General features: G+C 39.8%; 17 protein-coding genes. 9 read left to right on the top strand and 8 right to left on the bottom strand.

Going from position 1 to position 25,297, the window contains the following annotated elements:
• The first annotated feature begins 144 nt into the window (after nucleotides 1-144).
• The 4 genes from ACYPZI_RS12590 to ACYPZI_RS12605 all read left to right on the top strand — a co-directional run bounded on the left by ACYPZI_RS12590 (nucleotide 145) and on the right by ACYPZI_RS12605 (nucleotide 6,752).
• The gene (locus ACYPZI_RS12590) at nucleotides 145-1,800 is read left to right on the top strand and encodes an AMP-binding protein (protein WP_459602133.1); all 1,656 of its coding nucleotides are present in this window, start codon (nucleotides 145-147) and stop codon (nucleotides 1,798-1,800) included.
• 6 nt (nucleotides 1,801-1,806) lie between these two features.
• Nucleotides 1,807-2,160: a DUF1697 domain-containing protein gene (locus ACYPZI_RS12595; RefSeq protein WP_459602135.1), complete on the top strand. Its 354-nt coding sequence runs from the start codon at nucleotides 1,807-1,809 to the stop codon at nucleotides 2,158-2,160.
• Nucleotides 2,161-2,376: 216 nt separating this feature from the next.
• Entirely contained in the window at nucleotides 2,377-4,062 is a 1,686-nt protein-coding gene (gene ettA / locus ACYPZI_RS12600) for an energy-dependent translational throttle protein EttA (RefSeq protein WP_459602137.1), read from the top strand.
• A gap of 158 nt (nucleotides 4,063-4,220) precedes the next feature.
• Complete coding sequence (locus ACYPZI_RS12605; protein WP_459602139.1) at nucleotides 4,221-6,752, top strand: DUF5686 and carboxypeptidase-like regulatory domain-containing protein; 2,532 nt, start codon at nucleotides 4,221-4,223, stop codon at nucleotides 6,750-6,752.
• Here ACYPZI_RS12605 and ACYPZI_RS12610 read toward each other — a convergent pair whose 3' ends face one another.
• The 5 genes from ACYPZI_RS12610 to ACYPZI_RS12630 form a co-directional block, all read right to left on the bottom strand.
• Complete coding sequence (locus ACYPZI_RS12610; protein ID WP_459602141.1) at nucleotides 6,753-7,694, bottom strand: diacylglycerol/lipid kinase family protein; 942 nt, start codon at nucleotides 7,692-7,694, stop codon at nucleotides 6,753-6,755.
• Between the two features lie 81 nt (nucleotides 7,695-7,775).
• Nucleotides 7,776-8,252, bottom strand: a complete 477-nt coding sequence (locus ACYPZI_RS12615) for a hypothetical protein (protein ID WP_459602142.1) — start codon at nucleotides 8,250-8,252, stop codon at nucleotides 7,776-7,778.
• Between the two features lie 168 nt (nucleotides 8,253-8,420).
• Nucleotides 8,421-9,932 (bottom strand): PspC domain-containing protein, encoded by a 1,512-nt coding sequence (locus ACYPZI_RS12620; protein ID WP_459602144.1) that lies wholly within the window; start codon nucleotides 9,930-9,932, stop codon nucleotides 8,421-8,423.
• Nucleotides 9,933-9,944: 12 nt separating this feature from the next.
• Entirely contained in the window at nucleotides 9,945-10,280 is a 336-nt protein-coding gene (locus ACYPZI_RS12625) for a PadR family transcriptional regulator (protein WP_459602146.1), read from the bottom strand.
• Between the two features lie 38 nt (nucleotides 10,281-10,318).
• A complete protein-coding gene (locus tag ACYPZI_RS12630; RefSeq protein WP_459602148.1) occupies nucleotides 10,319-10,906 on the bottom strand; it encodes a PspC domain-containing protein in 588 nt (195 codons plus the stop codon).
• Nucleotides 10,907-11,402: 496 nt separating this feature from the next.
• On the opposite strand from ACYPZI_RS12630, the gene ACYPZI_RS12635 reads away from it, so the two are divergent.
• The 5 genes from ACYPZI_RS12635 (at nucleotide 11,403) to ACYPZI_RS12655 (ending at nucleotide 22,650) form a co-directional block, all read left to right on the top strand.
• Nucleotides 11,403-14,057, top strand: coding sequence for an AsmA-like C-terminal region-containing protein (locus ACYPZI_RS12635; protein WP_459602150.1), 2,655 nt, complete (start codon nucleotides 11,403-11,405; stop codon nucleotides 14,055-14,057).
• Between the two features lie 456 nt (nucleotides 14,058-14,513).
• Complete coding sequence (locus tag ACYPZI_RS12640; RefSeq protein WP_459602152.1) at nucleotides 14,514-17,507, top strand: SusC/RagA family TonB-linked outer membrane protein; 2,994 nt, start codon at nucleotides 14,514-14,516, stop codon at nucleotides 17,505-17,507.
• Nucleotides 17,508-17,616: 109 nt separating this feature from the next.
• Nucleotides 17,617-19,224: a RagB/SusD family nutrient uptake outer membrane protein gene (locus tag ACYPZI_RS12645; RefSeq protein WP_459602154.1), complete on the top strand. Its 1,608-nt coding sequence runs from the start codon at nucleotides 17,617-17,619 to the stop codon at nucleotides 19,222-19,224.
• Between the two features lie 10 nt (nucleotides 19,225-19,234).
• On the top strand, nucleotides 19,235-20,272 hold the full coding sequence (locus ACYPZI_RS12650; protein WP_459602156.1) for a SusF/SusE family outer membrane protein: 1,038 nt from the start codon (nucleotides 19,235-19,237) through the stop codon (nucleotides 20,270-20,272).
• 164 nt (nucleotides 20,273-20,436) lie between these two features.
• Nucleotides 20,437-22,650, top strand: a complete 2,214-nt coding sequence (locus tag ACYPZI_RS12655) for a glycoside hydrolase family 97 protein (protein ID WP_459602158.1) — start codon at nucleotides 20,437-20,439, stop codon at nucleotides 22,648-22,650.
• Nucleotides 22,651-22,780: 130 nt separating this feature from the next.
• On the opposite strand, the gene ACYPZI_RS12660 is transcribed toward ACYPZI_RS12655, so the two are convergent.
• The 3 genes from ACYPZI_RS12660 to ACYPZI_RS12670 form a co-directional block, all read right to left on the bottom strand.
• On the bottom strand, nucleotides 22,781-24,067 hold the full coding sequence (locus tag ACYPZI_RS12660) for an L-cysteine desulfidase family protein (protein WP_459602160.1): 1,287 nt from the start codon (nucleotides 24,065-24,067) through the stop codon (nucleotides 22,781-22,783).
• Nucleotides 24,068-24,179: 112 nt separating this feature from the next.
• A complete protein-coding gene (locus tag ACYPZI_RS12665; RefSeq protein WP_459602164.1) occupies nucleotides 24,180-24,647 on the bottom strand; it encodes an exonuclease domain-containing protein in 468 nt (155 codons plus the stop codon).
• Nucleotides 24,648-24,877: 230 nt separating this feature from the next.
• Nucleotides 24,878-25,144 carry a DUF4099 domain-containing protein gene (locus ACYPZI_RS12670; RefSeq protein WP_459602162.1) on the bottom strand — a complete coding sequence of 89 codons (267 nt, stop codon included), beginning with the start codon at nucleotides 25,142-25,144 and terminating at the stop codon, nucleotides 24,878-24,880.
• Nucleotides 25,145-25,297 lie beyond the last annotated feature (153 nt).

A 25,297-nucleotide genomic window follows, 5' to 3' on the forward strand; every position in this document is an offset into this window, starting at 1 on the left:
ATTCTTGATTTTATATTTATCTTTGATCTGGGTTATCGGTGAGGTACTCATATATCTACTTTTTTGAATTTGCAAATACAAAAATACACCTGTAACCCTTCTTTTACAATACCGTTGCAACAAAGTCTACCTAGACTATAACATATGGAAGATAATAAATTTTTGACACTTATAAAAAATGGGATCTGTGAAAACTGGGATCGTCCGGCTTTAACTGATTACAATGGAGAGACATACTTATATAAAGACTTTGCACGTAAAATAGCCCAGCTACATATTCTTTTCGAGGATATGGAAGTCCGGAAAGGAGATAAAATCGCTATTTGCGGCCGCAATTCATCAAATTGGACTGTGGCTTTCTTTGCCTCCCTTACTTATGGCGCTGTTATCACAACTATCCTGCATGATTTTAGCGGAGAGAATGTCCACAATCTGGTAAATCATTCAGAAGCAAAGGTCTTTTTTGCGGACGAGTATGTGTGGACAAAGGTTGACCCCACGCAGATGCCGTTGGTTGAGACTATTTTGATAATAGATGATTTTTCGGTACAAAAATCACGATCAGCTAAATTATTAGCCTCATGCTCAGACTTAGAATTGGCCCTTGCTCAAAAATATCCAAATGGCTTTACTGTTGAAAATGTAAAATACCATGATGAATTACCGGAAGAATTGGCTGTTCTGAATTATACTTCGGGTACAACCAGCAATCCGAAAGGAGTTATGATTCCTTATCGAAGCCTTTGGTCTAATACACGCTTTGCTATTGATATGATACCGTTTGTGAAATCGGGTGATGGTATTGTATGCATGTTACCCATGGCGCATATGTACGGATTGGCGTTTGAGATACTTCTTTCTATATCAAAAGGATGTCATATACACTATCTGACCCGTGTGCCTTCGCCGCAAATTATATTGGATGCTTTTTCCAAGGTAAATCCTACACTGGTACTGGCAGTGCCTCTTATCATCGAAAAGATTGTTCAGACGCGGGTATTCCCCGAATTGAAGAAGCAACCTGTTAAAACATTGTTACTGCTACCTTCTTTCAAAAAAATGATATATAAAAAGATCGCCGAAAAACTGATACCTGTTTTTGGTAACAAACTGGTAGAGGTGGTTATCGGCGGTGCAGCTTTAAATAAAGAAGTGGGGGATTTCTTGTCAGCAATAAAATTCCCTTACACAGTAGGATATGGTATGACAGAATGTGGCCCTCTTATTTCTTATGAATATTGGGAAACATACAAAGCCGGCTCCTGTGGGCGTCCCGTAGATCGTATGTCTGTACGAATAGAATCATCAAATCCTGAGACCGAAGCAGGAGAAATAATGGTGAAAGGGCAAAATGTAATGCTCGGCTATTTTAAGAACGAGGAAGCAACCAAACATATAATCGATGACGCCGGCTGGCTCCGTACCGGAGATTTGGGTGTAATGGACCGCGATGGTTTCTTGTTTATCAAGGGGCGCAGCAAAACAATGATACTAGGACCTTCCGGGCAGAATATTTATCCCGAAGAAATAGAAGGGTTTTACAATAATTCTCCTTATGTAGGCGAATCGTTGATCATAGAAGAAAGTGGTAAATTGATAGTGCTGATATATCCCGATAAAGATTATATGAAGAAGAATGATATAAAAGAAAGTGATTATTCTGCTATTTTTGTCGAAGAAATGAAGGCCATAAATAAGCGTTTACCAAAATATAGCCAGATAGTTAATTTCAGATTGCAGGATCAGGAGTTTGAAAAGACGCCCAAACGGAGTATCAAACGTTTCCTGTACCAGAAATAAAAACAGATGACGAAGTATGTTGTACTGCTCCGCGGAATTAATGTCGGAGGTAAGAATATGATTAAAATGCCTGACTTGAAACAGGCATTTGTCAGTATAGGGATGCTGGAGGTATCTACCTATATTCAGAGCGGCAATGTACTGTTTTCATCGGATAAGAATGAAAAAGAACTGATTCCCGAATTGGAAAGCGTAATCAGTAAATTCTTTGGGCTGGATATTCCTGTTATTCTGAGGAGTATTCCCGAATTGGAGAAAATAAAAGAGAATGTACCTTTTTCGATAGAGGAAATTTCTGAAATAGAAAACTCGGCAGAAGGCGAGGTCTTATATTTGTTCATGTTTGCCGACAAACCGTAGCTACGAGATATAGAACGTATCTCTCTTTATAAAGAGGGCGGTGATCGATTTGAGATAAAGGGACGTGATATGTATGTACTATTTGATAAAACTATTCGCGACTCAAAGCTAGCAGGGGTTTTGCAGAAAACAGAAACGCCTGTAACGTCACGTAATATGAGAACTGTAAATAAATTGATAGAACTAGGTAAGAGTAACATATAACTAAATAAAAACATGTCGGACGATAAAAAAATTATTTTTTCAATGATTGGCGTGGGTAAACTCTACCCGCCGCAAAAGCAAGTATTAAAAAACATCTACCTTTCGTTCTTTTATGGAGCTAAGATCGGTATTATCGGGCTTAACGGCTCCGGTAAATCTACTTTGCTGAAAATGATAGCAGGGCTTGATAAAGAATATCAAGGTGAGATAGTATCGGATAAAGGATATTCGGTAGGTTATCTGGAACAAGACCCAAAGCTGGATCCGGCTAAAACTGTCAAAGAAATCGTACAGGAAGGGGTACAGCCTACTATGGATATTTTGAAAGAATATGAAGGCATCAACGAGAAATTCGGATTGCCGGAATATTACGAAGATCCGGATAAGATGGATGCACTTTTTGCCCGTCAGGCAGAATTGCAAGATAAAATAGATGCTTCCGACGCATGGAATATCGATAGTAAGCTGGAACGCGCGATGGACGCACTACGTTGTCCGCCTGAAGATCAGTTATGTGCTAATCTTTCGGGAGGAGAAGCCCGTCGTGTAGCTTTGTGCCGCTTGTTGCTCCAAGAGCCGGATGTGTTGCTACTCGATGAGCCTACCAACCATTTGGATGCGGAATCTATCGACTGGTTGGAGCAACATCTGCAACAATATAGTGGAACGGTTATCTGTATCACACACGACCGTTACTTTCTGGATCATGTCGCAGGCTGGATTCTTGAACTTGACCGCGGAGAAGGTATTCCGTGGAAGGGCAACTATACTTCATGGTTGGAGCAAAAGACCAAGCGCATGGAACAGGAAGAAAAGCAAGCCAGCAAACGCCGAAAGACTCTCGAACGTGAGTTAGAATGGGTAAGAATGGCGCCAAAGGCTCGCCAGGCAAAAGGAAAGGCTCGTTTGAACGACTACGAGAAAATGTTGAATGCCGACCAGAAAGAGCGTGAAGAAAAGCTTGAAATATTTATACCTAATGGTCCTCGTTTGGGCAATAAGGTAATAGAGGCTCATGGTGTGAGTAAGGCTTTTGGTGATAAGCTTCTGTTCGATAACCTCGAATTTATGTTACCTCCATCAGGTATTGTAGGCATTATTGGCCCTAACGGTGCGGGTAAGACTACTTTATTCCGTTTGATTCAGGGATTGGAAACAGCCGATAAAGGAACATTTGAAGTTGGAGAAACTGTAAAAATAGGATATGTAGATCAGTCGCATGCCGATATAGATCCCAATAAAACAGTATATCAGGTTATATCGGGAGGTAGTGAATTTGTACGGGTAGGAGGCAGGGAAATCAATGCCCGTGCTTATCTTTCCCGGTTCAATTTTTCAGGAGGAGATCAGGAAAAGCCGACCGGCGTATTATCCGGCGGGGAACGTAACCGTTTACATCTTGCCCTTACTTTGAAATCGGAAGCGAATGTGTTACTCTTAGATGAGCCTACCAATGATATAGATGTGAATACATTACGCGCATTGGAAGAAGGGTTGGAAAACTTTGCAGGCTGTGCTGTTGTTATATCACATGACCGTTGGTTTCTGGATCGTATCTGTACACATATCCTTGCTTTTGAAGGAAACTCAGAGGTGTTTTTCTTTGAAGGCAGTTACAGCGAATACGAAGAAAATAAGAAGGTGCGTATGGGGAATGTGGAACCGAAACGTATCCGTTACCGGAAATTGATTACTTAAAAAAATATAATTTGTGCAGCTTAATTTAAAATTGCACAGTCATATATACATGAAAATTGGAAGTAAAAAGCGATTTTTGCTTCCGGTTTTTTTAATTGTTCGGGATGGAACTAAAAGGAATTTAAATGTGCGGCCTACCACAGCTATTATATATACGAATGAAAAAAGTATCCCTACTTTCTTTACTTTGCCTGCTATACAGTGTGTCATATGCTCAAAGCCTGACTACGGTACGGGGAATTGTCCGCGACTCTGTCTCTCATGAAAAATTGCCATTCGTAACAGTTTTATTCAATAATACCACTATCGGTACTTTTTCCGATGAGGAGGGTGAATTCAGATTGAGCAATAGGGGGGGAGTGACTTCTGTCACAGCATCTATTTTGGGATATAAACCATACACTTTCACTGTAGTTCCGGGAAGAACTACAGTGAAAGATATATTTCTTGTACCGGCAGACAGGCAGTTGCAAGAGGTGGTGGTAAAACCTCAAAAAGAGAAATATTCGAAGAAAAACAATCCGGCTGTTGAACTGATAAAAAAAGTAATTGCACGTAAAGGTCAAAATAATATTACCGATCTGAATTATTATCAATACAGGGAATATGAGCGCATGTTTTTCGCGATAAATGAGTTTAGTCCGGATATGCCTCTGTTCAAACGCTATAAATTCCTACCCAATTATATGGATTCCTCCATTATAGACAATAAGCCTATATTGCCATTCTCTGTCAGGGAGCAGCTTACAGATGTGTTTTACCGGAAAAATCCGAAAGACACTAAACGCATAGTCAAAGGATATAACATTTCGGGAATTGATCAGGCTATTGAAACTGAGGGATTAGATGCCATTATTAAAGAAGTATTTAAAGATATATCCATCTTTGACAATTCTATTGAGCTGCTTTTCCATTCTTTTGTCGGGCCATTAAGTGAGCAAAATTCCATCGACTTTTACCGTTGGTATCTGTCGGATACTACTGTTATTGATTCAGACAAGTATGTGAAGCTGGATTTCGCACCGTTTAACTCAAGGGATGTGGGTTTTACCGGAAGTTTGTATATATCGCTGGATAGTGCCTATGCTGTAAAGAGGGCTGTAATAAGGACTCCTAAAAAGATGAATATAAACTTTGTGGATCAGCTTGTTGTACAACACGATTTTAAAAAGGTGGATAACAAATGGATTCCGATGGAGGAGCGTATGGCTATAGATGTATCTATGCTGGAGGCTTTTAAGTTTTATATTGACAAGACCCGTTCTTATGAGAATTTTGAGATAAACAAGCCTATGGATCCTGTATTCATTTTAGCGGCACCGGAAGTGTTTGAAAAAAATTACTTGAAAAGACCTAAGGAATTTTGGGCTCGTAGCCGGCCTGTAGAGCATCAGAAAGATTATAGGATGGATATGATGATAGAGGACATGAACAAGGTACTCCTCTTCAAAGTATTGCTCAATGCGGGGAGTGTTGTTTCAACAGGATATATACCAATGTCGAAAGATCCGGATGTAAATAAACTCGACATAGGTACTATTCCTACTTTTTATAGTTACAACTCTATAGAAGGAAACCGTTTCAGGTTAACGATGGCTACTACTAAAAACCTGCATCCTCGTCTTTTTTTGTATGGATATGGCGCTTACGGAACTCGTGACAATCAATTTAAATATTACGGTGAAGCTACCTGGGCGTTCAATAAGGTGAAGAATCATAAAGATGAATTTCCAAAGCATAACATAAGTGTTGCTTACAAGTATGATATGAATACTTTGGGGCAGCGATATACGCAAGCTGAGAGGGACAATATACTGATGTCGATCAGGAGCAATAGCAACCAGAAAATGACTTATAACAGGCAAACTCAGGTTGCCTATCAGAAAGAGTTTTATAAAGGATTTTCTTTTAAGCTTTCGGGGCAAACGTTTCATGAGCGTCCCGCCGGAAAGCTTCTTTTTGAAAAGATGGACGAAGAAGGTAATCTTTATAGTGTAAAAAGTATTAAGACAACCGAAGCTATGCTGTCATTGCGGTATGCCCCTAATGAGAAATTCTTTCAGCAGCGCAGAAAAAGGCATTCTATGCCTTCGCAGAAGACCGTATTCAGTCTTTCTCATACGATGGCCTTTGAAGATGTTTTGGGTGGACAGTATCATTATAATAAGACATCATTTTCGGCTCTGAAAGAATTGTGGGTAGCTCCGTTTGGAAAATTAACGATGTCGGCTCAAGCCGAGAAAATATGGGGCGAAGCTCCATTTCCATTATTGATAACACCAAGTGCAAACAGTTCTTACACTATTCAGAAGGGTAATTTTTACCTGATCGAACCATTAGAGTTTGTGCATGATGCACAGCTATCTTGGGAGGTTTATTATCATATGGGCGGATGGTTATTCAACCGTATTCCGTTTCTCAAAGTACTTAAATGGCGCGAAATTGTCGGGTTCAGAGGTTTTCTGGGTAGTCTGAGTAATCGTAACAATCCAATGCTTAATCACGATATGTTGTTGTTTCCTCAAAGAACTTATACTACGGAGGGGAATAAGCCTTATATGGAATATAATATTGGTATAGAGAATATCTTCAAAATCTTCCGTATCGATTATGTCAGAAGGATAAATTATCTGGGGCATCCCGATGTGGATAAGGATGGGTTTAGGATATCTTTCGACCTGAATTTCTGATTATCCGAATACTGTCGCTAATATTTCTAAGGGAGACAGAGGATTCTTCTTCGGTGGATTTTTCGGTACCAATACTTTTAACCCTAGTGGTATAATTTCGACGTTTATTTCAGTTCCCATTTTTATCGGATCACCATCAATGTGAATTAAGCCTTCGCGTTCGCGCCGTATAGTCGCTTTATTGGTAATCAGCTCTGTCATTTTGCTGTTTTCATCTATTTTCTTGGTGAATAATTGTAATGAGGTCTGGGGAATATCAAGCACCGTTAAAGGTTTTAATATAGCTATGTTCATCATCCCGTCTTGTATGTCGGCATGAGGGGCTATGTGGGCATTGTATCCATATTGCGATGCATTGGCACATGTTACGACAAAAGCCTTATCTTCTATAGTGCCTTGCGGACAGATAATTTCAAATCTTTCCGGCTTTTGCTGGAAGAAAGTTTCGAGCATATTTTTAAAATACATGAAAGAGCCCCGGCTTTTCTTTCCTGATGCTTTTGCGGCTACCTCGGCATCGAATCCCATTCCGCATGTACAAAAGAATATCTTGTCATTTACTTTACCATAGTCGATGTCAATGATATTTTCTTCGGTTATAACATTCAGCGCTTTTTTGAAGTCGATAGGTATATTTAAGTCTCGTCCCAGCCCATTACCTGAGCCCATTGGAATAATACCTAATGCTATATCTGAATTTACCAGAGCGCTGGCAACCTCATTTACCGTACCATCTCCACCTACGGCTATCACATATGTCGCTTTATCGGCGATAGCTTGTTTGGCTATCTCATAGCCATGACCTGCATACCCCGTTATGAAGATATGTACATCAAACTCGTGGGCATCAAATTTTTCAGCTATTTTATGCGGTAGGTTCTGCTTTTTCGAGGTACCGGATGCGGGATTTATTATAGCGTAAATTTTCTTTTTGCAGGTCATGTTAGTTGGTAAACAGTTTCATTCGGCAAAAGTAAGTTTTTTAATGAATGAATACAACTCTTTGCCTGTTACTTTCGCTATTTAATTAGGAGATAACCCTCGTTCGAATGTCTCGGTTACTGTGGCTTCTATTATTGCATCTTCTGCAACGTTTAATTGACGGGCTATTTCTTTTTTAAAATCGGATAATACAATAATCTTATCGTTTTCCCGTACGACTCTCTTTTCTCCACGAATATCATCCAGTAGATAATAATTCTTATCCAGCATTTTAAATTTACCTTTCAGTGGATCGGTACTATCCCGGTGGCAGTAATATGTTTTATCGTTTTTAAATTCGTAGCTGATCTGTGTATTTTTTAATGTTGTGGCTATATATTCTTCTGCTGATTTTTTCAAAACGGCATTTGATGCAGAAACATTGATCTTTGTTCCCTCATATAACCAATGGCCTTCTATATTCTTTACAGAACTGCTGTCGTCATTCTCACATGACGTCATCAACATTCCAAAGGTAATAATTGATATAAAAATATATGTTAAATATCTAGCTTTCATAACCCCATAATTAAGGTTAGTTTACAAAAGTATATATAATAAACGTAAAAAACGAATAAATGTTGCATATATTTAAGAGAATTCGGACAATTTCTTGCCCGAATTTCTATTCATACTAAATATTATTTATCATCAGGATTTTACTATGCAAATATTTTGATAAGGAATTCAATCAAAATAATAATGGCGGCGACTATTATAATCATATCTTCTAAAAGTTTTGTTATTTATTGAGAATTCCATGTTCACTCTATAGTTTTCCTTCAGGGGTTTTTCTATTATCACTTTTTTATTCAAAGGGGTCGTAACAGTTATCTCATAAGTTTGCAGATCCCATGGGTTATCCATATCGTACCATTCCGGGTCTATATTTATGAGGGAGCCTGTTTGTATATATTTTATTTTCATGTTTTTAGCTTTCTCTTCGGCTTTATACATTTCATCTGAATAAGCTTTTTTACGGATTTCTATTTTAAAATTGTTCAAAGTAGAATCTTCTTTAACTTTTATTTCCGGAAGTATTTGCATCTGTCGATATTTCATTTTGTCTCCTTTGTACAACATTCCTTCGTTATTAGGTTGTGTATAGACGGTATTTGTATCTCCCAGAAGTTTTATACGCAATGTGTCCGATTTGATACTGTCAATAAGTATGGTTTCTGTCGCGATTGCCATATCTCTGTGATTTTTAGCAAATTTGAATCCGTAATTGCCCAGATAGAAGATTGCGCCGAACCAGAATATAAGCCCTATAGAAAAGCTGACCAACGTTTGCATTGTAAAAGGAGTTCGCCTGATTATTTTCACCATAAGGCTTAGCAAGCCCGATAGGGGGATCAATGTGACAAGTACTGTCGCTATTTTAAAATTGATTGTGTTGAATCCCAGCAATGAAAGATAGTTAGGGAATGAGATAAACTCCGTGTCGAAATATAACCAGATCAAGCTGAAGATTATGCATATTATAGAGATTATAGTTATCGTAATAATAAATATCGCGATTATATTTATAAATACTCCAAGGCAACCGCTAGCTGAACTTTTATGCTTGAGCGAAGCCGATTGACTACGATCTTCTATATTTACTATAGATGGGTCTGCACCTGTCATAGCCAGCTTTTGTGAAAATGATTTTGCTGCCGGCATCACTATCCATAGTATGATGTATGCAAGTACTACTGTACCAGCTCCTCTGACAGATAGGATGTTGAGAAGTAGCAATAAACCTACAGTGCCAATGCGGAGAATGGTGGGGTCTATACTGAAATAATGACCTAATCCGCTGAAAACACCTCCCAAAATTTTGTTGTCCTGGTCGCGGAATAGTTTCTTCTTGTATGGTTCTTGCGACTCATTCTTTTGTGAATAATCGAAGCTTTCTTTGTGAGTGGCGCTTTCATCTGCAAAAGTATCCTGATTATCGTCAAAATCTTTGGGATTACCCATAATATTTATTATATCTTGGGCATCGCTTTCCGACACGGCGCTGTCATTACTTTTTATTCTCATTTGTAGCAATTCGCTCAGTCTGATTTCTATGTCGCCAATGATTTCATCGGATTCAGAGTTACCATGAAAATGCTTTTTGAGAGATGCCAAGTAGTTATCTAATATCCGGTATGCTCCTTCTTCCAGATTGAATGCTAATCCTCCAATACTTACTCTTACTGTTGGTTTCATTGTATTTAGATTTTATTTGTTTCTTATATTATCTATTACTCGTACCAAATCTGCCCATACCAAGTCAAGTTCGGTCAGCATTGCTTTACCTTTGTCTGTTATGGCATAATATTTACGGGGAGGTCCCTGAGTCGATTCTTCCCATCGATAACTCAATACACCTTGATTTTTCTGTCTGGTAAGCAGTGGGTATAAGGTGCCTTCTACTACAATCATCTCAGATTCTTTTAGTTCATTAATGATGTCAGAAACGTATGCGTCTCCTTTGGATAGAATACTTAGAATGCAATATTCCAGAATTCCTTTACGCATTTGTGCTTTTATGTTGTCTACATTTATTGTTTCCATACTAATATATGTTTTATAATTTGCCTTACGGTGGCTTGTTATTTGTTTTGTGAAGTATATTTTCTGATATTTTCCGCAGTTGGCGCATAACCTCTCATTTCTAACTTCTGACTGATGGTTATAGCTTTAGGTGCGACAAACCATAAAACTATGTATATCAGTATGGCTGTGCCATATGCAAAAGACAGGGCAGCAAATATTACACGTATGATGGTAACATCTATATTGGTGTAGGCAGCTAATCCGCTACATACTCCGGCTACCATTTTATTGTCTACATCACGGTGGAAACGTTTGTCACCCTGCGTATATCTTTGGTCGGAATATGAGTTTTGGCTTCTTTCGCTATTTTGAGTTCCGGTTCCATTACCGTTGTTCTCAACTTCTCCGAGATGGTCTATTACTGTCTGTACAAGTTTCATATCTACTACTTGATTGGTAAATTTCATTTCTTTTTGAAAAATCTCTGCTACACGTGCTTCCACATCTTCCATTATTTCTTGCGCTTCTCTCTTGTCAGGAATTGTAGATTCGAAGTGTTTCAAGTATTCTTTTAATCTGATATATGCATCGTCTTCCATTGTGAAATTGATGCTGCCTATACTTACTTCTATTATCTTTTTCATATCGATTATTTTTTACTGTATTATACCATGTTGTTTGTAATGCAAATATATAAATAAATATTAGTACCATGCAATACATGGTACTTGATTTATATTTTGATATATTTGCTATTTTTCTTATTATCAGTTTATTATGTTTTATTCTCGTTTTTATATTTAACTTTATTTAACCTTATTCCTGTCTAAAAGCGGGATTATTTCTTTTTTTTGTAAGCGTTACAGCTTTTTTATACATTTATGCATCTATAATATAGAAAGCTAATATATTAAGATTGAAATCTCAGTCGGGTAATCCTTTTTGCTACGAACATCAAATTACATTAGATTTTGCTTTCAGATTTAATCTTTTGCGAAGAAAGTAATTCAATACAATATCTTTTATTGGTTTGGTCAGATAAAAAATAAAGTTGTAACTTGCGGTCGATTTACTTTGCAAAACAACAAACTCGCAAAACATACGTTATTAATTAAATAAGAATTTCAAATCGACAGAATTATGAAAAAAGCACTAACCATTGTTGGGGTTGTATTATTGGTTATCATTATAGCAATGGTTGCAATACCCTTTTTGTTCAAAGATAAAATTAAAACAGCAGTACTTAATGCCGCTAACGAGCAGCTTGATGCAAAAGTGGACATTAAAGATTTCGGGCTGAATTTGTTTTCAAACTTTCCGAAGGCAACGTTATCTCTGGATAACGCTACTGTAATAGGAGTGGGGGATTTTGAGAAAGATACATTGTTGCAGGCAAAATCGGCAAGTGTAACTATCGATTTGATGAGTCTTTTCGGTAGTGAGTACAATATATCGAAAATTAATCTGGATAGGGCATCGGTTTACGCTAAAATATTACCGGATGGCCGTGCCAACTGGGATATAATGAAGGTCGATTCTTCCGCTACAACTGCTACTGCTACAGAAAGTACACCATTCAAACTCAATCTGAAAAAAATATCACTCAACGACTGTAATCTCATATTCCAGAACGATTCAACAAATATGAAAGTTGTAATGAGCAAATGGAATGGTGAAGTCTCAGGCGATTTTTCGGCTAGTGAAACTACCCTCAAAACAACTTCAACAATAGATGAAGTATCTTTCTTTATGGATGGCATACCATATCTGAGTAAAGTGAAAGGAGTAGCTAATGCTGCTTTGAATGCCAATTTCGATAGTTTTAAATTTACATTTGCCGACAGTGAACTCCAGTTGAATGACCTGAAAGCTTCTATTGACGGTTCGTTTGCCATTGTGGGTAAAGATGGCGAAGGTATGGATTTCGATTTAAAATTGAATGCACCGAATACCCAGTTTAAAGATATATTATCTATCGTGCCTGCCATGTATACAGCAGACTTCAAGGATGTGAAAACATCGGGGACAGCTTCTTTGGAGGCTTATGTAAAAGGTCTGATGCAGGACGAGACATATCCGGCATTCGATGTTAAAATTATTGTGAATGATGCCATGTTTCAGTATCCGTCACTACCTAAGTCTGTGAACAATATCAATGTGAATATGGCTATAAATAGTAAAGGTGGTTCATTGGACAATACAGTAGTGGATATAAGCAAATTTAGTTTCAACCTGGGAGGAAATCCTTTTGCCGGAAGCTTGAATGTTTCCACTCCTATAAGTGATCCAAATCTGAAAGCGAGCGCTAATGGAACATTAAATCTGGGAATGATAAAGGAAGTTTATCCTTTGGAAAAAGGGACAGAACTCAACGGTACCATAGTTGCGAATATAAATATTGCAGCGAGGATGTCTGCAATAGAAAAAGAGCAATATGAGAATGTGTCGGCTGCGGGAACGTTAAAAGTAAACGGTATGACCTACAAATCGCAGGATATGCCCGATGTGTTGATAAATGACGCCGGATTGGAGTTTACTCCCCGCTATGCAAATCTATCATCGTTGAATGTGCAAATAGGAAAGAACGATATTTCAGCTACCGGACGCCTCGAAAATTTCATCGCTTACGCATTGAAAAATCAAACGCTCAAAGGACAATTGAATATTAAGTCAAATTATCTGAATGCGAACGATTTCATTAGTAGCGAGACTTCCGGAACCGAAGCTGAAACAGCCACTTCGGAAGATATTATAATCCCTAAAAATATAGATTTTGCACTGAATGCAGCCTTGAATCAGATTGTATATGGCAAGATCAATATTACCAATATGGCCGGGAATATGACGGTCAGGGATGGTATTCTAAGCCTTAGCAATGTCGGGGCCAACGCTTTAGGCGGCTCGTGTAAAGTGAATGGTACATACAACACTTCTGATCCTAAAAATCCAAAAGTGAATTTCGATTTGGCTCTGTCTAAGGTTTCATTTGCCGAGACATTTAAGTCGGTAGAATCCATTCAGAAATTTGCACCGATCTTCGAAAAACTGGCAGGTACATATTCTATGAACTTAAAATTTGATACGTCGTTGGGGCAAACTATTATGCAGACTCTTGCCAGCCTCACGGGTAGTGGAGCATTACAGACAAGCGACGTTAAAATAGAGGGTGTGGAAGCGCTTACAGCTCTTTCTTCTTCGTTGAAAACCGATGCTTTGAAGTCTTTCTCCACTAAAGATATTAATTTGCCATTCACAATTAATGCCGGAAAGTTGACTACAAAACCTTTTAGCGTGAATTTTGGCGGCGGCGGAATAATGAAGCTGGAAGGATCTACAGGACTAGATCAGAGTATAGACTATAAAGGAATGGTAACATTGCCTAAGTCGATGGCTAATAATTATGTGAATGCGGTACCTATTACTATCGGCGGAACGTTTACTAATCCTAAGATTGGCATAGATACTAAGGCTTTGTTGTCAGGAGCAGCCACATCCGTTGTCGGGGATTTGCTCGGTGGTGAAAAAGGCGCTGATGTGTCGGCAAAACTATCGGAAGAAAAAGCTAAACAGATAGAAAAACTGCGTACAGAAGCCGATGCTGCTGCGAATAAATTAGTTGCAGAAGCTGAAAAACAATCTCAGGCTCTTGTCGAGAAAGCGGGAAGCAATCCGATAGCCAAAGTTGCTGCTCAGGCAGCTGGTAAAAAACTAGTGGACGAATCGAAGAAACAAGCCCAGAGTATGAGAAATAAGGCTGAGGAGCAAATTAAAAAGATAGAAGGTTCGGGACAGTAAATTCATAAAACAGCATATAACGAAAAAGAGGGTGAACATCATCCTCTTTTTTTTGTTTCTATATTATTGGTGGCTAAGAATGAGAAAGATATAAATCTAGGCTATTTGGACACGATTGCAATCGTTTGCATAACCAAAACGTAACTTTTACAAAATCTTATGCGGATAAACATAATTCAAGTTATCATATTTGCATTGCAATCTGTGATGCGTTGAAGAGGAATCAGTTTGCACGACCCTAATAAATCAAAACCAAGATAATGCAGAATCAGACACAACAGATTATATTATATGACGCCATTCCATATACCGATATTTAGGCTTCATTTTTTGCGCCTTCACCTTAGATAGATTGTATCTGTGTAAAGTAAAGGTTTTGAGTTTTCCATAAATAAAGTATCAATATAAAAAGATTAAAAACAATCAATATTAACGTTAATCTTAATAGTATTTCGCATGAAAAGAAAGATTAAAAAATGTGTTAACGTATTCCTGCTGTTTATGCTGGGAATGCTAGTCTCTGCACCGGAAGCTTTTTCACAAAGTGGAAATATTTCTGTAAGAGGTAATGTGAAGGATAATAGCAATGAGCCTGTTATCAGTGCCAGTGTTGTTGTCAAGGGTACTACCAATGGTATTATAACTGATTTGGATGGAAACTATCAGATCAATAATGTGCCAAGTAATGGGGTATTGGTTTTCTCATTCCTTGGTTACCGGACTGTAGAAATACCGGTTGCAGGAAAAAGCCAGATAGATGTGGTGTTGCAAGATAACACTGAATTACTGGATGAGGTAGTTGTTATAGGGTACGGTAGCGTAAAGAAAAGCGATTTGACTGGGTCTATTGCAGCTATCGGGGAAAAAGAATTCAACAAAGGCTTGGTTACTACTCCTACTTCACTGATTTCGGGTAAAGTAGCCGGGGTTCAAATTGTATCCAACGGCGGACGTGCCGGAGAAGGAAATACAATCCGAATCCGTTCCGGAGCTTCGCTGAATGCAAGTAATGATCCGCTTATCGTAATAGACGGGGTACCGGTGGACAACGGTTCTATTTCGGGTATAACCAGTCCGCTGTCTTCTATCAATCCAAACGATATCGAGTCGATGAATATATTGAAAGATGCTTCCGCGACAGCCATTTACGGTTCGCGTGCATCTAACGGTGTGATTCTTATCACCACCAAAAAGGGAACGGCGGGACAAAAGCTGAAATTCAATATATCAACGCAGAACTCCATTGCCACCATCGCCCGCAGGGTAGATGTGCTTTCGGCTGACGAGTTGCGCGACTTGGTTACCAATAGTCCTAATGTAAAACAACAGTACATCGACTATTTGGGAGATGCCAATACTGATTGGCAGGATGAAATTTTCCGCAGTGCTTTCACCACCGATAACAACATAAGTATAAGCGGTTCTATCGGAAAAGCGCTGCCTTTCCGCCTTTCCGCCGGATTTATGAGCCAGGACGGTATTCTCGATACCGACAATATGAAACGGACTACTGTGGGCTTGAGCCTTTCTCCTACTTTCCTTGACAAACACTTGTCGGTGAACATTAATCTGAAAGGTACTTACGCTAAAACCCGATTCGGAAATGGTGATGCAATCGGTTCTGCCCTGCGCATGGACCCTACCCAACCGGTAAAAGCAGACGGTTTTGACGAATTGAATGGTTATTGGGGTTGGTTGCTGAGTAACGGCAATCTGAATGGCATGGCTACCGATAGTCCTGTGGCTTTGCTTCAAGGGAAGGACGATCAATCGGATGTTTACCGGAGTATAGGAAATATCCAATTCGACTATAAAATGCACTTCTTGCCCGAATTGCGCGCTAACCTGAATTTAGGTTACGACCTTTCGAAAGGAGAAGGGAATGTGGTTACACAACCTTGGTCGCCTGCTTTTTATACAAAAAACGAAGATAGCGGTGAACGTAGCAAGTACAAACAAGAGAAGCAAAACTTGTTGATGGAATTTTACCTGAATTATGCTAAGAATCTGAATGAAGCCAACCATTTGGAAGTGATGGCAGGGTACACTTATCAGGATTGGTTGACCAAGTCTTATAATTATCCAAAATATTATTTCGACGAAACTATAATGAAAGAAAATCCGCCTGCATTTGAAATGGATAAACCGCAGAATACCTTAATTTCTTATTACGGACGATTGAACTATACCCTGTTGAGCCGGTATATGCTTACAGCTACTCTCCGTACTGACGGATCTTCGCGCTTTGCTCCTGAAAACCGTTGGGGTACTTTCCCTTCCGTTGCATTGGCCTGGCGCATCAACGAAGAAAGCTTCATGAAAGAAATGGAGAGCATTTCTAACCTGAAACTGCGTTTGGGTTGGGGTATTACCGGACAACAAGAAGTTGGGAATTACGAATATCTGGCTAAATACAGTTATTCTCAAGGTACAGCTCAGGTACAGTTTGGCGACCAGTTCTATCATATGTACCGTCCTGACGGATACGATGCCAACCGCGTTTGGGAAACCACAACTACCTATAACGCAGGCTTGGATTATGGATTCCTGAATAACCGCATATATGGTAGCATAGACGCGTACATCAAGAATACAAAAGACTTGCTGAACAATACACCATTGGCAATGGGTAGTAATTTTACCAACACGATTATTCAGAATATTGGTAAAATGCAGAATAAAGGTATCGAATTGAGCGTCAACGCTGTTCCTATCGATAATAATGACATGCACTGGGATCTGGGATTCAACATTACTTACAACAAGTCTGAGGTTACCCAGTTGACCATGAGTGACGGTAATTCCGACTATATAGGCGCACCTACAGGTGGTATTTCAGGGGGTACGGGTAACACTGCTCAAATGCACTCTGTGGGCTACACTCCTTTTACGTTTTATGTATACAAACAGTTATACACTCCTGACGGGAAACCTATAGACGGTGGATATGCCGACTTGAACGGAGACGGCCTGATCAGCGATAACGATAAGTATCATTTCCATTCGGCTCTTCCTGATTACTATATGGGCTTTAATACGACTTTCAGCTACAAAGGATGGTCTTTGGCGACAGCACTGCGCGCAAGTGTAGGGAATTATATTTTCGACAATACGGCGTTCGATATGGGTACTATGGATCAAGTGTTGAATCCAAACAACTTCCTGATGAATACTGTACCTGATGTATTAAACTCAAATTTCTATATTAAGCAGAATGTATCTGACTATTTTGTTCACAACGCGTCGTTCCTGAAAATGGATTATCTACAGTTGTCCTATAATTTCGGTCGAATGCTGAAGAAAGTCAATCTGACGGCAAACGCTACTGTGCAGAATGTATTTACACTGACTAAATATAAAGGTGTAGACCCTGAAATACAGAGTGGTATAGACAATAACTTCTATCCTAATCCGAGAACATTCAGCTTGGGCTTAAACCTTAATTTTTAATCTCGAATAATTAACAGATATGAAAACGAGCATGAATAGAAATTCACCAAAGGATATGATAATTTTGTCATGCGAGTTTCCATACATCCTTTATAAACAAAATTATCGTATGAAAAAGATAACAAGACATATATACGTACTGATAGCCGTTTTGCCGGCTTTGATACTGGCATCGTGTCACGGCGATCTGGATAGGTTCCCGCTGAACGATACAACCTCCGAAGTAGTATATTCTACATTTGACGGCACAAAAGAAGCTTTAGCGAAAGTGTATGGTGCATATACGTTGTCGGGACAAACAGGCCCTGCCGGTTCTCCCGATGTAGTCGGATTGGATGAAGGCTCCAACGCGGACTTTTTGCGCTGCTGGTTCAACCATCAGGAAATGCCTACCGATGAGGCGCATTGCCTTTGGGGAGATAAGGGGATAGCCGAACTGAATAGTATAAACTTTATTTCTAGTAGCGATGGTGCTCCGTTTACGCTTGGATTGTATAGTAAATGTATCCTGCAGGTAATGTATGCAAACGATTTCTTGCGGAATGTAGCCGGAAGAAATTATGGTAGCGACCAGCAAGAGGTAGAATATTTCCGTGGCGAAGCGCGTTTCTTGCGTGCGTTTGCCTACTGGGTATTGATGGACGCTTTTGGTAATCCCCCTTTCGTAACAGAAAATGATCCTCTCAATATTTTGCCGAATCAGACAACCCGTGCGGAATTGTTCCAATATATAGAAAGCGAATTGCTCGATTTGATAAATAACAATGGATTGAAAGCCGCCAAAGCCAATGAATACGGACGCGCGGATATGGGTGCTGCCTGCGCTCTACTGGCACGCGTTTACCTGAATGCGGAAGTTTATACAGGTACACCGCGCTGGACCGAAGCTATTACTTACAGCAAAAAAGTAATCGATGCCGGATATGGTCTTAAAGGTAATTACGAGCATCTGTTCATGGCAGATAATAACCTGAACAATCCGGAAATTATTTTGCCGATAGCTTACGATGGAGTGAATACCCTCTCGTTTGGCGGAGTTACTTTCCTGATCAACTGCGGATCGAACAGCGAGTATCAGACTAAGTATGCCGACAAGATTATTCATTATGGATTACGGGACAATGCCAACTGGAACGGCTACCGATTCCGCAAGCAATTTATCGATAAATTTGAATCCGGAGACAAACGCTTCCTCTTTGTGGGCGAAAATCCCGAAATAGGCAACAGTCCAAGCACAAATACAAATGGCTTGGAGACATACAAATACCGTAATATCAAATCTACATCTACTGTCGGAAATCCTGATTTTGGCTCCCACATTAAATTTGCCGATAATGATTTCCCTCTTTTCCGCTTAGCCGAGCAATACCTGATCTATGCCGAAGCTGTTGTTAGAGGTGGTACAGGTGGTTCGATGAGCCAAGCAGTGGGTTATATCAATCTGCTACATGAGCGCGCTTTCGGCAACACAAGCAAAAATGTGAGCAGCATCAATGCGCAGAATATACTGGACGAGCGTGCACGCGAATTGTATTGGGAATGTTTCCGCCGTACCGACTTGATCCGCTACAACCAGTTTACCACTTCCGATTACATCTGGGAATGGAAAGGCGGTGTACAACTCGGTCGTGCAGTAGACAGCCACTACAATCTTTACCCTATTCCGTCGGCAGATTTGCAGGCGAATCCGAATTTAAAGCAAAACGATAAATATTAAAATATATATCATGAAGAAATTAAGTTTATTATTATTCCTTTTTGTTTTCGCATTTACTGCTTGTGAAAAGGATGAAGATATGTATAAAGTGTTGCCAATCGATGAGGTTACACCTCCGGTTCTTAAGGCTCATGATGCGATTGTTGTCAATGGAACCAACTACAATAACAACACCCTTTTCTCGTGGAGTATTGCTGACTTTGGAGTACCTACGGCTGCGAAATATACATTGTATGTCTCATTTGGAGGGGGAGAACCGAAAGCGGTAGCGTCTACATTTGGAGATTCACTCAATGTTAGGCTGTTGGATATCTGCAAAGAACTTTATCAATCAAAAATCACTCTTGATACTCCTACTGACGTGCATTTTCATCTGGTGGCGTCTATTACCGATACTTACGGTACGGTTATATCGAACTCTATAACAACCAAGGTGACTGTTGGATCAGATGTACCTCTTTATCCTGAAAATGTCTATATGATAGGTGCAGAATTTGGTAATTGGAGCTGGGGAGATGCAGGCATAATAGAAATGACACCAATAAACGGACAGGCAGGTAAGTTCTGGGCTGTACGCTATTTTGCTAATCCTACAAATGGCTTCAAATGGTGTAACGTAAAAGACTGGAATGGAGATTTCACCTCATTAGGCACAGATGTAGGGTTTACGACACATGATGGCAATGCCTTTGTATCAGCGGCAGGTTTCTATATTGTTGTTGTTGATTATACCGTTAATAAAATTTCCATTGAGCCGGCTCAAGTATATGGTATGGGCGACTGTTTCGGTGGCTGGAACGCAGGGCAATATCCATTTGCTGCCAATGGAAACGTAATGAAATTGACAACGTCCGGTGCCGGTGATTTAAGAATATATGCAAATGCATCTGCTGCCGGTGTAGGTGGCGATTGGTGGCGTATGGAATTCGTAATACTGAATGGTAAAATTGCTTATCGAGGTAACGGAGGCGACCAGGAACGGGCTTCTGTAGCGGCAGGTAAAGTTGTTACACTCAATTTCAACGCCGGAACTGGAACGATTGAATAAATAATAAGATTCTTACAAAGAAAAGTGGAGGATTCGTTCTCCACTTTTTTTGTATTTATTCTGCAAACGTTTGCGCCTTTTTTCTGTCGGTTTATTTGTTGAACCTTTTTTCTGTCTATTTAAAACCTTTTCTTTGTACCTGGAAAAATCTTTATAATATAATCATGAAAAAGAAAACCTCTTTAATTTTTATTAGTTTGTGTTTTATTCTTAATGTGGCGAACGCGCAACAACTAAAATCCCCGAACGGCAATCTAACATTGAACTTCTCTCTCCAAAATAATGGAGTACCTACATATAGCCTTACATATAAAGGCAAAGACGTTATTAAGCCCAGTAAGTTGGGGTTGGAGTTGAAAGATAACAGCGATGTGAATAACGATTTTAGCGGCTTTTCGGTAAAGCCAAAGGATGTAAAGCCCAAGGAAGATAAAGTTTCTTTGCTGAATGGCTTCACCATTATGGATACCGGAACGTCTGCGTTTGATGAAACTTGGAAACCTGTATGGGGAGAGGTAAAAGAAATCCGTAATCATTATAATGAGCTTGCTGTAACATTAAATCAGGCTTCGACTGACAGGCGTATTCTTATCCGTTTTCGCCTGTTTGACGATGGACTGGGTTTCCGTTACGAATTCCCGGAACAGAAAAACCTGATTTATTTTGTTATCAAAGAAGAAAGATCCCAGTTTGCTATGGCTGGAGATCATAAAGCATTCTGGATACCGGGCGATTATGATACTCAGGAGTATGATTATACTACATCTAAACTTTCTGAAATCAGAGGTTTGATAACTAAAGCTATCACGCCCAATGCTTCGCAAACGCCTTTCTCTCAGACAGGAGTACAAACAGCGTTGATGATGAAAACAGATGATGGATTATATATAAATCTTCATGAGGCTGCATTGATTAATTATGCTTGTATGCATCTGAATCTGGATGACAAAAATATGGTTTTCGAGTCTTGGCTGACTCCGGACGTTCAGGGGAATAAAGGACACATGCAAGCTCCATGCAATACTCCGTGGCGTACAGTGATAGTGAGTGATGACGCGCGTGATGTATTGGCGTCACATATTACTCTAAACCTGAATGAGCCATGTAAGATTGAGGATACTTCATGGATCAAGCCTGTAAAATATATCGGTGTATGGTGGGAAATGATCACAGGACGTAGCACTTGGGCATATACAGACGATGTATACAGTGTGCAGCTTGGTGTGACAGACTACTCAAAGACTAAACCAAATGGGAAACATGCGGCGAATACTGCCCATGTGAAAGAATATATCGACTTCGCGGCATTGCATGGATTCGATGCTGTATTAATCGAAGGATGGAACGTAGGATGGGAAGACTGGTTTGGAAACTCTAAGGACTATGTGTTCGACTTTGTAACTCCTTATCCCGATTTCGATGTGAAAGAACTGAATCGTTATGCAAAGAGCAAAGGGGTAAAATTGATGATGCATCATGAAACATCTTCGTCGGTACGTAACTATGAACGCCATTTAGATAAGGCATATCAATTTATGGTAGATAACGGATATAACTCGGTAAAAAGTGGTTATGTGGGTAATATCCTGCCTCGTGGTGAATATCACTATGGACAGTGGATGGTGAACCACTACCAATATGCTCTGGAAAAGGCCGCCGATTATAAAATTATGCTGAATGCACACGAAGCTGTCCGTCCGACAGGGCTATGCCGTACTTATCCTAACCTGATAGGCAACGAATCTGCACGTGGGACGGAGTATCAGGCTTTTGGCGGAAGTAAGCCGAACCATGTAACTATACTGCCGTTTACCAGACTGATCGGAGGTCCTATGGATTATACTCCCGGTATTTTCCAGATGGATGTAAGCAAGATCAATCCCGACAATCATTCTCACGTAAATAGTACATTGGCTAATCAGTTGGCTTTATATGTGACTATGTATAGCCCGTTACAAATGGCTGCCGATCTGCCGGAAATCTATAATCAGCATCTCGATGCATTCCAATTTATCAAAGATGTAGCGATAGATTGGGATGAAACTAAAATACTGGAAGCTGAACCGGGAGATTATATTACAATAGCACGTAAAGCAAAAGGTTCTAACAACTGGTTTATAGGTAATGTATGTGGAGAAAACGGATATACTTCAAATATTGCATTCGATTACTTAGATCCGGCAAAGACATACATTGCAACAATATACAGTGATGCTAAAGACGCGCATTATAAAACAAATCCACAGGCGTATAATATACGCAAGGTAATTGTGACAAGTAAGTCGAAACTTACACAACAATCTGCTCCCGGTGGAGGTTATGCGATTAGCGTTATTGAAGCAGATAAAACTCAGGCCAAAGGTTTGAAGAAATTGTAAGGAATAAGGTAAGATTGATTGGTTATCAAAAGGTTGAAAGCCGTCCTCTGGTTAAGGGACGGTTTTCTTTTTATTATAGCCCGAAGTTATTGTTTTTTGTATATGCTTTGTTAAAACTTACTGGCGATTTTTATTTGCTGGTCATTATTTTGAGTACGAGCTTGTCGGTTTCCTGCATACCCGCGGAACCTATACTTGTTAGGTTTTCAATCGTTTTATCCACGTCGTCGTCTACAATCCCTTCTTGCGAAGATACTACTTCGTTTTCCATTGCCATTATTGCTGATAGTACAGCCGTAGACACTCCGCTCGATATTTTCAGGGCGCAACTGGGCTTTGCTCCATCACAGATCATTCCGGTAATGTTACCAACCATATTTTTCACTGCAAAAGTGATTTGGTTGTAACTTCCTCCCATCAGATAGGTTATGCCGCAACTAGCTCCTGTCGCCGCCGCTACACATCCGCAAAGGGCAGATAACCGTCCAAGTTTTTGCTTTATAGAAACAACCGTGAGGTGACTAAGCATCAATGCTCTTATTAAAGCCTCTTCCGTACAATTTGTGTCTTCGGCATACGATAGCACGGGTAGGGTAGCAGTGATTCCTTGATTACCACTTCCTGAATTGCTCATCACTGGAATCATTGCCCCGTCCATACGTGCGTCACAAGCTGCTGCCGTATACGACATCATATTTGACAACATTGTTTCTCCTAAAATCTGTTTGCCATATTTTCCTGTTACGGTTTTTGCTACATTGTGCCCATAATTGCCTTGTGCTGATAGCTCAGATGCTTTCTTGTTGAGTTCGGCAGCTTCCAATATAAATCGGATATCTTCCAGTGGTGCAGTCGTCGAAAATTCATAAACCATGGAAAAAGTAAGGACAACATCGTCATTTTCGCTTTTTCCGTTTTCCATTTTACTGCTTTCACTGTATACAGTTTCCCCATTTTTTGAAATATATGAGAAATTTGTATGGTTTCCCCTTATTATAGCTAAAGCTTTATCGTTTCCTTTTGTACAACGAACTTCTATATATAAAATATCATCAATGTTTTCTTTCAGAGCTATTTCGATGCGTTTCTCCTCTATATACTTTTTACCGGTTTCTACGGCATCGGGAGTCAGGTCTTTCAATACTTGCAACCCGTACTTGCTTTTCCCTATGGAAGCACCAAGTGCAATGGCAATGGGTAATCCGACCATTTTGGTACCGGGTATACCTACACCCATCGCATTTTTTAGGATATTGGCACTTAGAGATACTTTTATATTATCAGGTAACTGTCCAAGTGTTTCGGTTGCTTTAGCTACGCAGAGCGATACTGCTATGGGTTCGGTGCAGCCAATGGCAGGAACTACTTCTTTCTTTACCAAACTGATAATTTGTTCTTTTTCTGATGAGTTAAGCATGTTTTTCGAGGTTATATTCTTTGATAAGGCAAAGATATAACTTCTTTTTGTAGTTTTTTGTTAATTGTCAAGGGCAAATACATCAAAAGTTATTTCTTTTTTGGATTGTTTATTATAACAGTTGCAGAGCTATTTCCGCGCAGGCCTCTGCGTCGGCTAAAGCATTATGATGATTGGTTAAAGTATATCCACAATCCTCAGCAACTGTATGTGGTTGATAGTTAGGTAAATGTCTCAGTTGGCGGCGCGATTCGGCTAATGTACAATAGAATATATAATCGGGATAATCCATCCGGTAAGTCCGGAAAACAGCTTTGAGGCATGCCTCATCGAAGCCTTTATTGTGTGCCACCAATGGAAGCCCTTCAACAAGAGGTTCTATCTCTTTCCATACCTCAGAGAATACTTTCGCGTTGTCCGTGTCTTTTGCCGTCAGCCCATGAATATTACTATTGCCATAGTTATAATAATTTGGTTCAGGTTGGATTAAACTGTAGAAGCGGCCTGTTATAATGCCGTTGCGTACAATTATATAACCGCGTCCCCGGAAATATCCGGCGTCCCCGGTGTCCATATCCATATTCAATACCGGGGCAATCTGCCTGGCGACAGTTATATTGTCTGTTATAATCGCTATCATGTTATTCAGTGATAAATTATGAGTTATAAGTTATGAGTTTGTTCAAATTGACTGCGTCAATTTGATAGTAATCGATGAAATCAATTTTAAATTACCGGCATTAGCTGCCAATTATGAGTTAAAAAATGCCGCTCCCCTGTTTTTAGGAAAGCGGCAGGTTCATAAAAAAGTTATCTGTCCATATCCGCAGGAGAGATGCCGGTGATTTCCAGTACCGGTTCTTCCCCCTTGCGTACCAGTTGCAGGGTAGCGTCCATTTCTACATCCACGCCCAGCAGGATCAGCTGCATGGAGATAACGCCGGTCTTTTCGCCTTTGAGCAGCGGTTCGAGGTTTCCGTCCTGTTCCAGCCCGTTCCGCAGTATGCCGATAGCGGCCAGCTCGTCCCAGTTCACGTCCCTTTCGGTAAAGGGCGCCTTATTGTCTTTCGTATCCATCTTATCCTTAATTTTTAGTTTTTAGTTTTTAATTTTTCGTTCTTCGTTTTTCACTCTTCACTTCCCACGCTTACGCTATACCGCGTCCTTTCTTGACCTTCTTCTCCGGCTTATCTTCCTTCTTCTCTGCCTGCTTTTGCTTTTCCTCCTGCT

Source organism: Dysgonomonas reticulitermitis, assembly GCF_054601275.1.

Coding starts and splice junctions, on each gene's coding strand:
- ACYPZI_RS12590 (WP_459602133.1), top strand. CDS start 145: ATGGAAGATAATAAATTTTTGACACTTATAAAAAATGGGATCTGTGAA.
- ACYPZI_RS12595 (WP_459602135.1), top strand. CDS start 1,807: ATGACGAAGTATGTTGTACTGCTCCGCGGAATTAATGTCGGAGGTAAG.
- ettA (WP_459602137.1), top strand. CDS start 2,377: ATGTCGGACGATAAAAAAATTATTTTTTCAATGATTGGCGTGGGTAAA.
- ACYPZI_RS12605 (WP_459602139.1), top strand. CDS start 4,221: ATGAAAAAAGTATCCCTACTTTCTTTACTTTGCCTGCTATACAGTGTG.
- ACYPZI_RS12610 (WP_459602141.1), bottom strand. CDS start 7,694: ATGACCTGCAAAAAGAAAATTTACGCTATAATAAATCCCGCATCCGGT.
- ACYPZI_RS12615 (WP_459602142.1), bottom strand. CDS start 8,252: ATGAAAGCTAGATATTTAACATATATTTTTATATCAATTATTACCTTT.
- ACYPZI_RS12620 (WP_459602144.1), bottom strand. CDS start 9,932: ATGAAACCAACAGTAAGAGTAAGTATTGGAGGATTAGCATTCAATCTG.
- ACYPZI_RS12625 (WP_459602146.1), bottom strand. CDS start 10,280: ATGGAAACAATAAATGTAGACAACATAAAAGCACAAATGCGTAAAGGA.
- ACYPZI_RS12630 (WP_459602148.1), bottom strand. CDS start 10,906: ATGAAAAAGATAATAGAAGTAAGTATAGGCAGCATCAATTTCACAATG.
- ACYPZI_RS12635 (WP_459602150.1), top strand. CDS start 11,403: ATGAAAAAAGCACTAACCATTGTTGGGGTTGTATTATTGGTTATCATT.
- ACYPZI_RS12640 (WP_459602152.1), top strand. CDS start 14,514: ATGAAAAGAAAGATTAAAAAATGTGTTAACGTATTCCTGCTGTTTATG.
- ACYPZI_RS12645 (WP_459602154.1), top strand. CDS start 17,617: ATGAAAAAGATAACAAGACATATATACGTACTGATAGCCGTTTTGCCG.
- ACYPZI_RS12650 (WP_459602156.1), top strand. CDS start 19,235: ATGAAGAAATTAAGTTTATTATTATTCCTTTTTGTTTTCGCATTTACT.
- ACYPZI_RS12655 (WP_459602158.1), top strand. CDS start 20,437: ATGAAAAAGAAAACCTCTTTAATTTTTATTAGTTTGTGTTTTATTCTT.
- ACYPZI_RS12660 (WP_459602160.1), bottom strand. CDS start 24,067: ATGCTTAACTCATCAGAAAAAGAACAAATTATCAGTTTGGTAAAGAAA.
- ACYPZI_RS12665 (WP_459602164.1), bottom strand. CDS start 24,647: ATGGATATGGACACCGGGGACGCCGGATATTTCCGGGGACGCGGTTAT.
- ACYPZI_RS12670 (WP_459602162.1), bottom strand. CDS start 25,144: ATGGATACGAAAGACAATAAGGCGCCCTTTACCGAAAGGGACGTGAAC.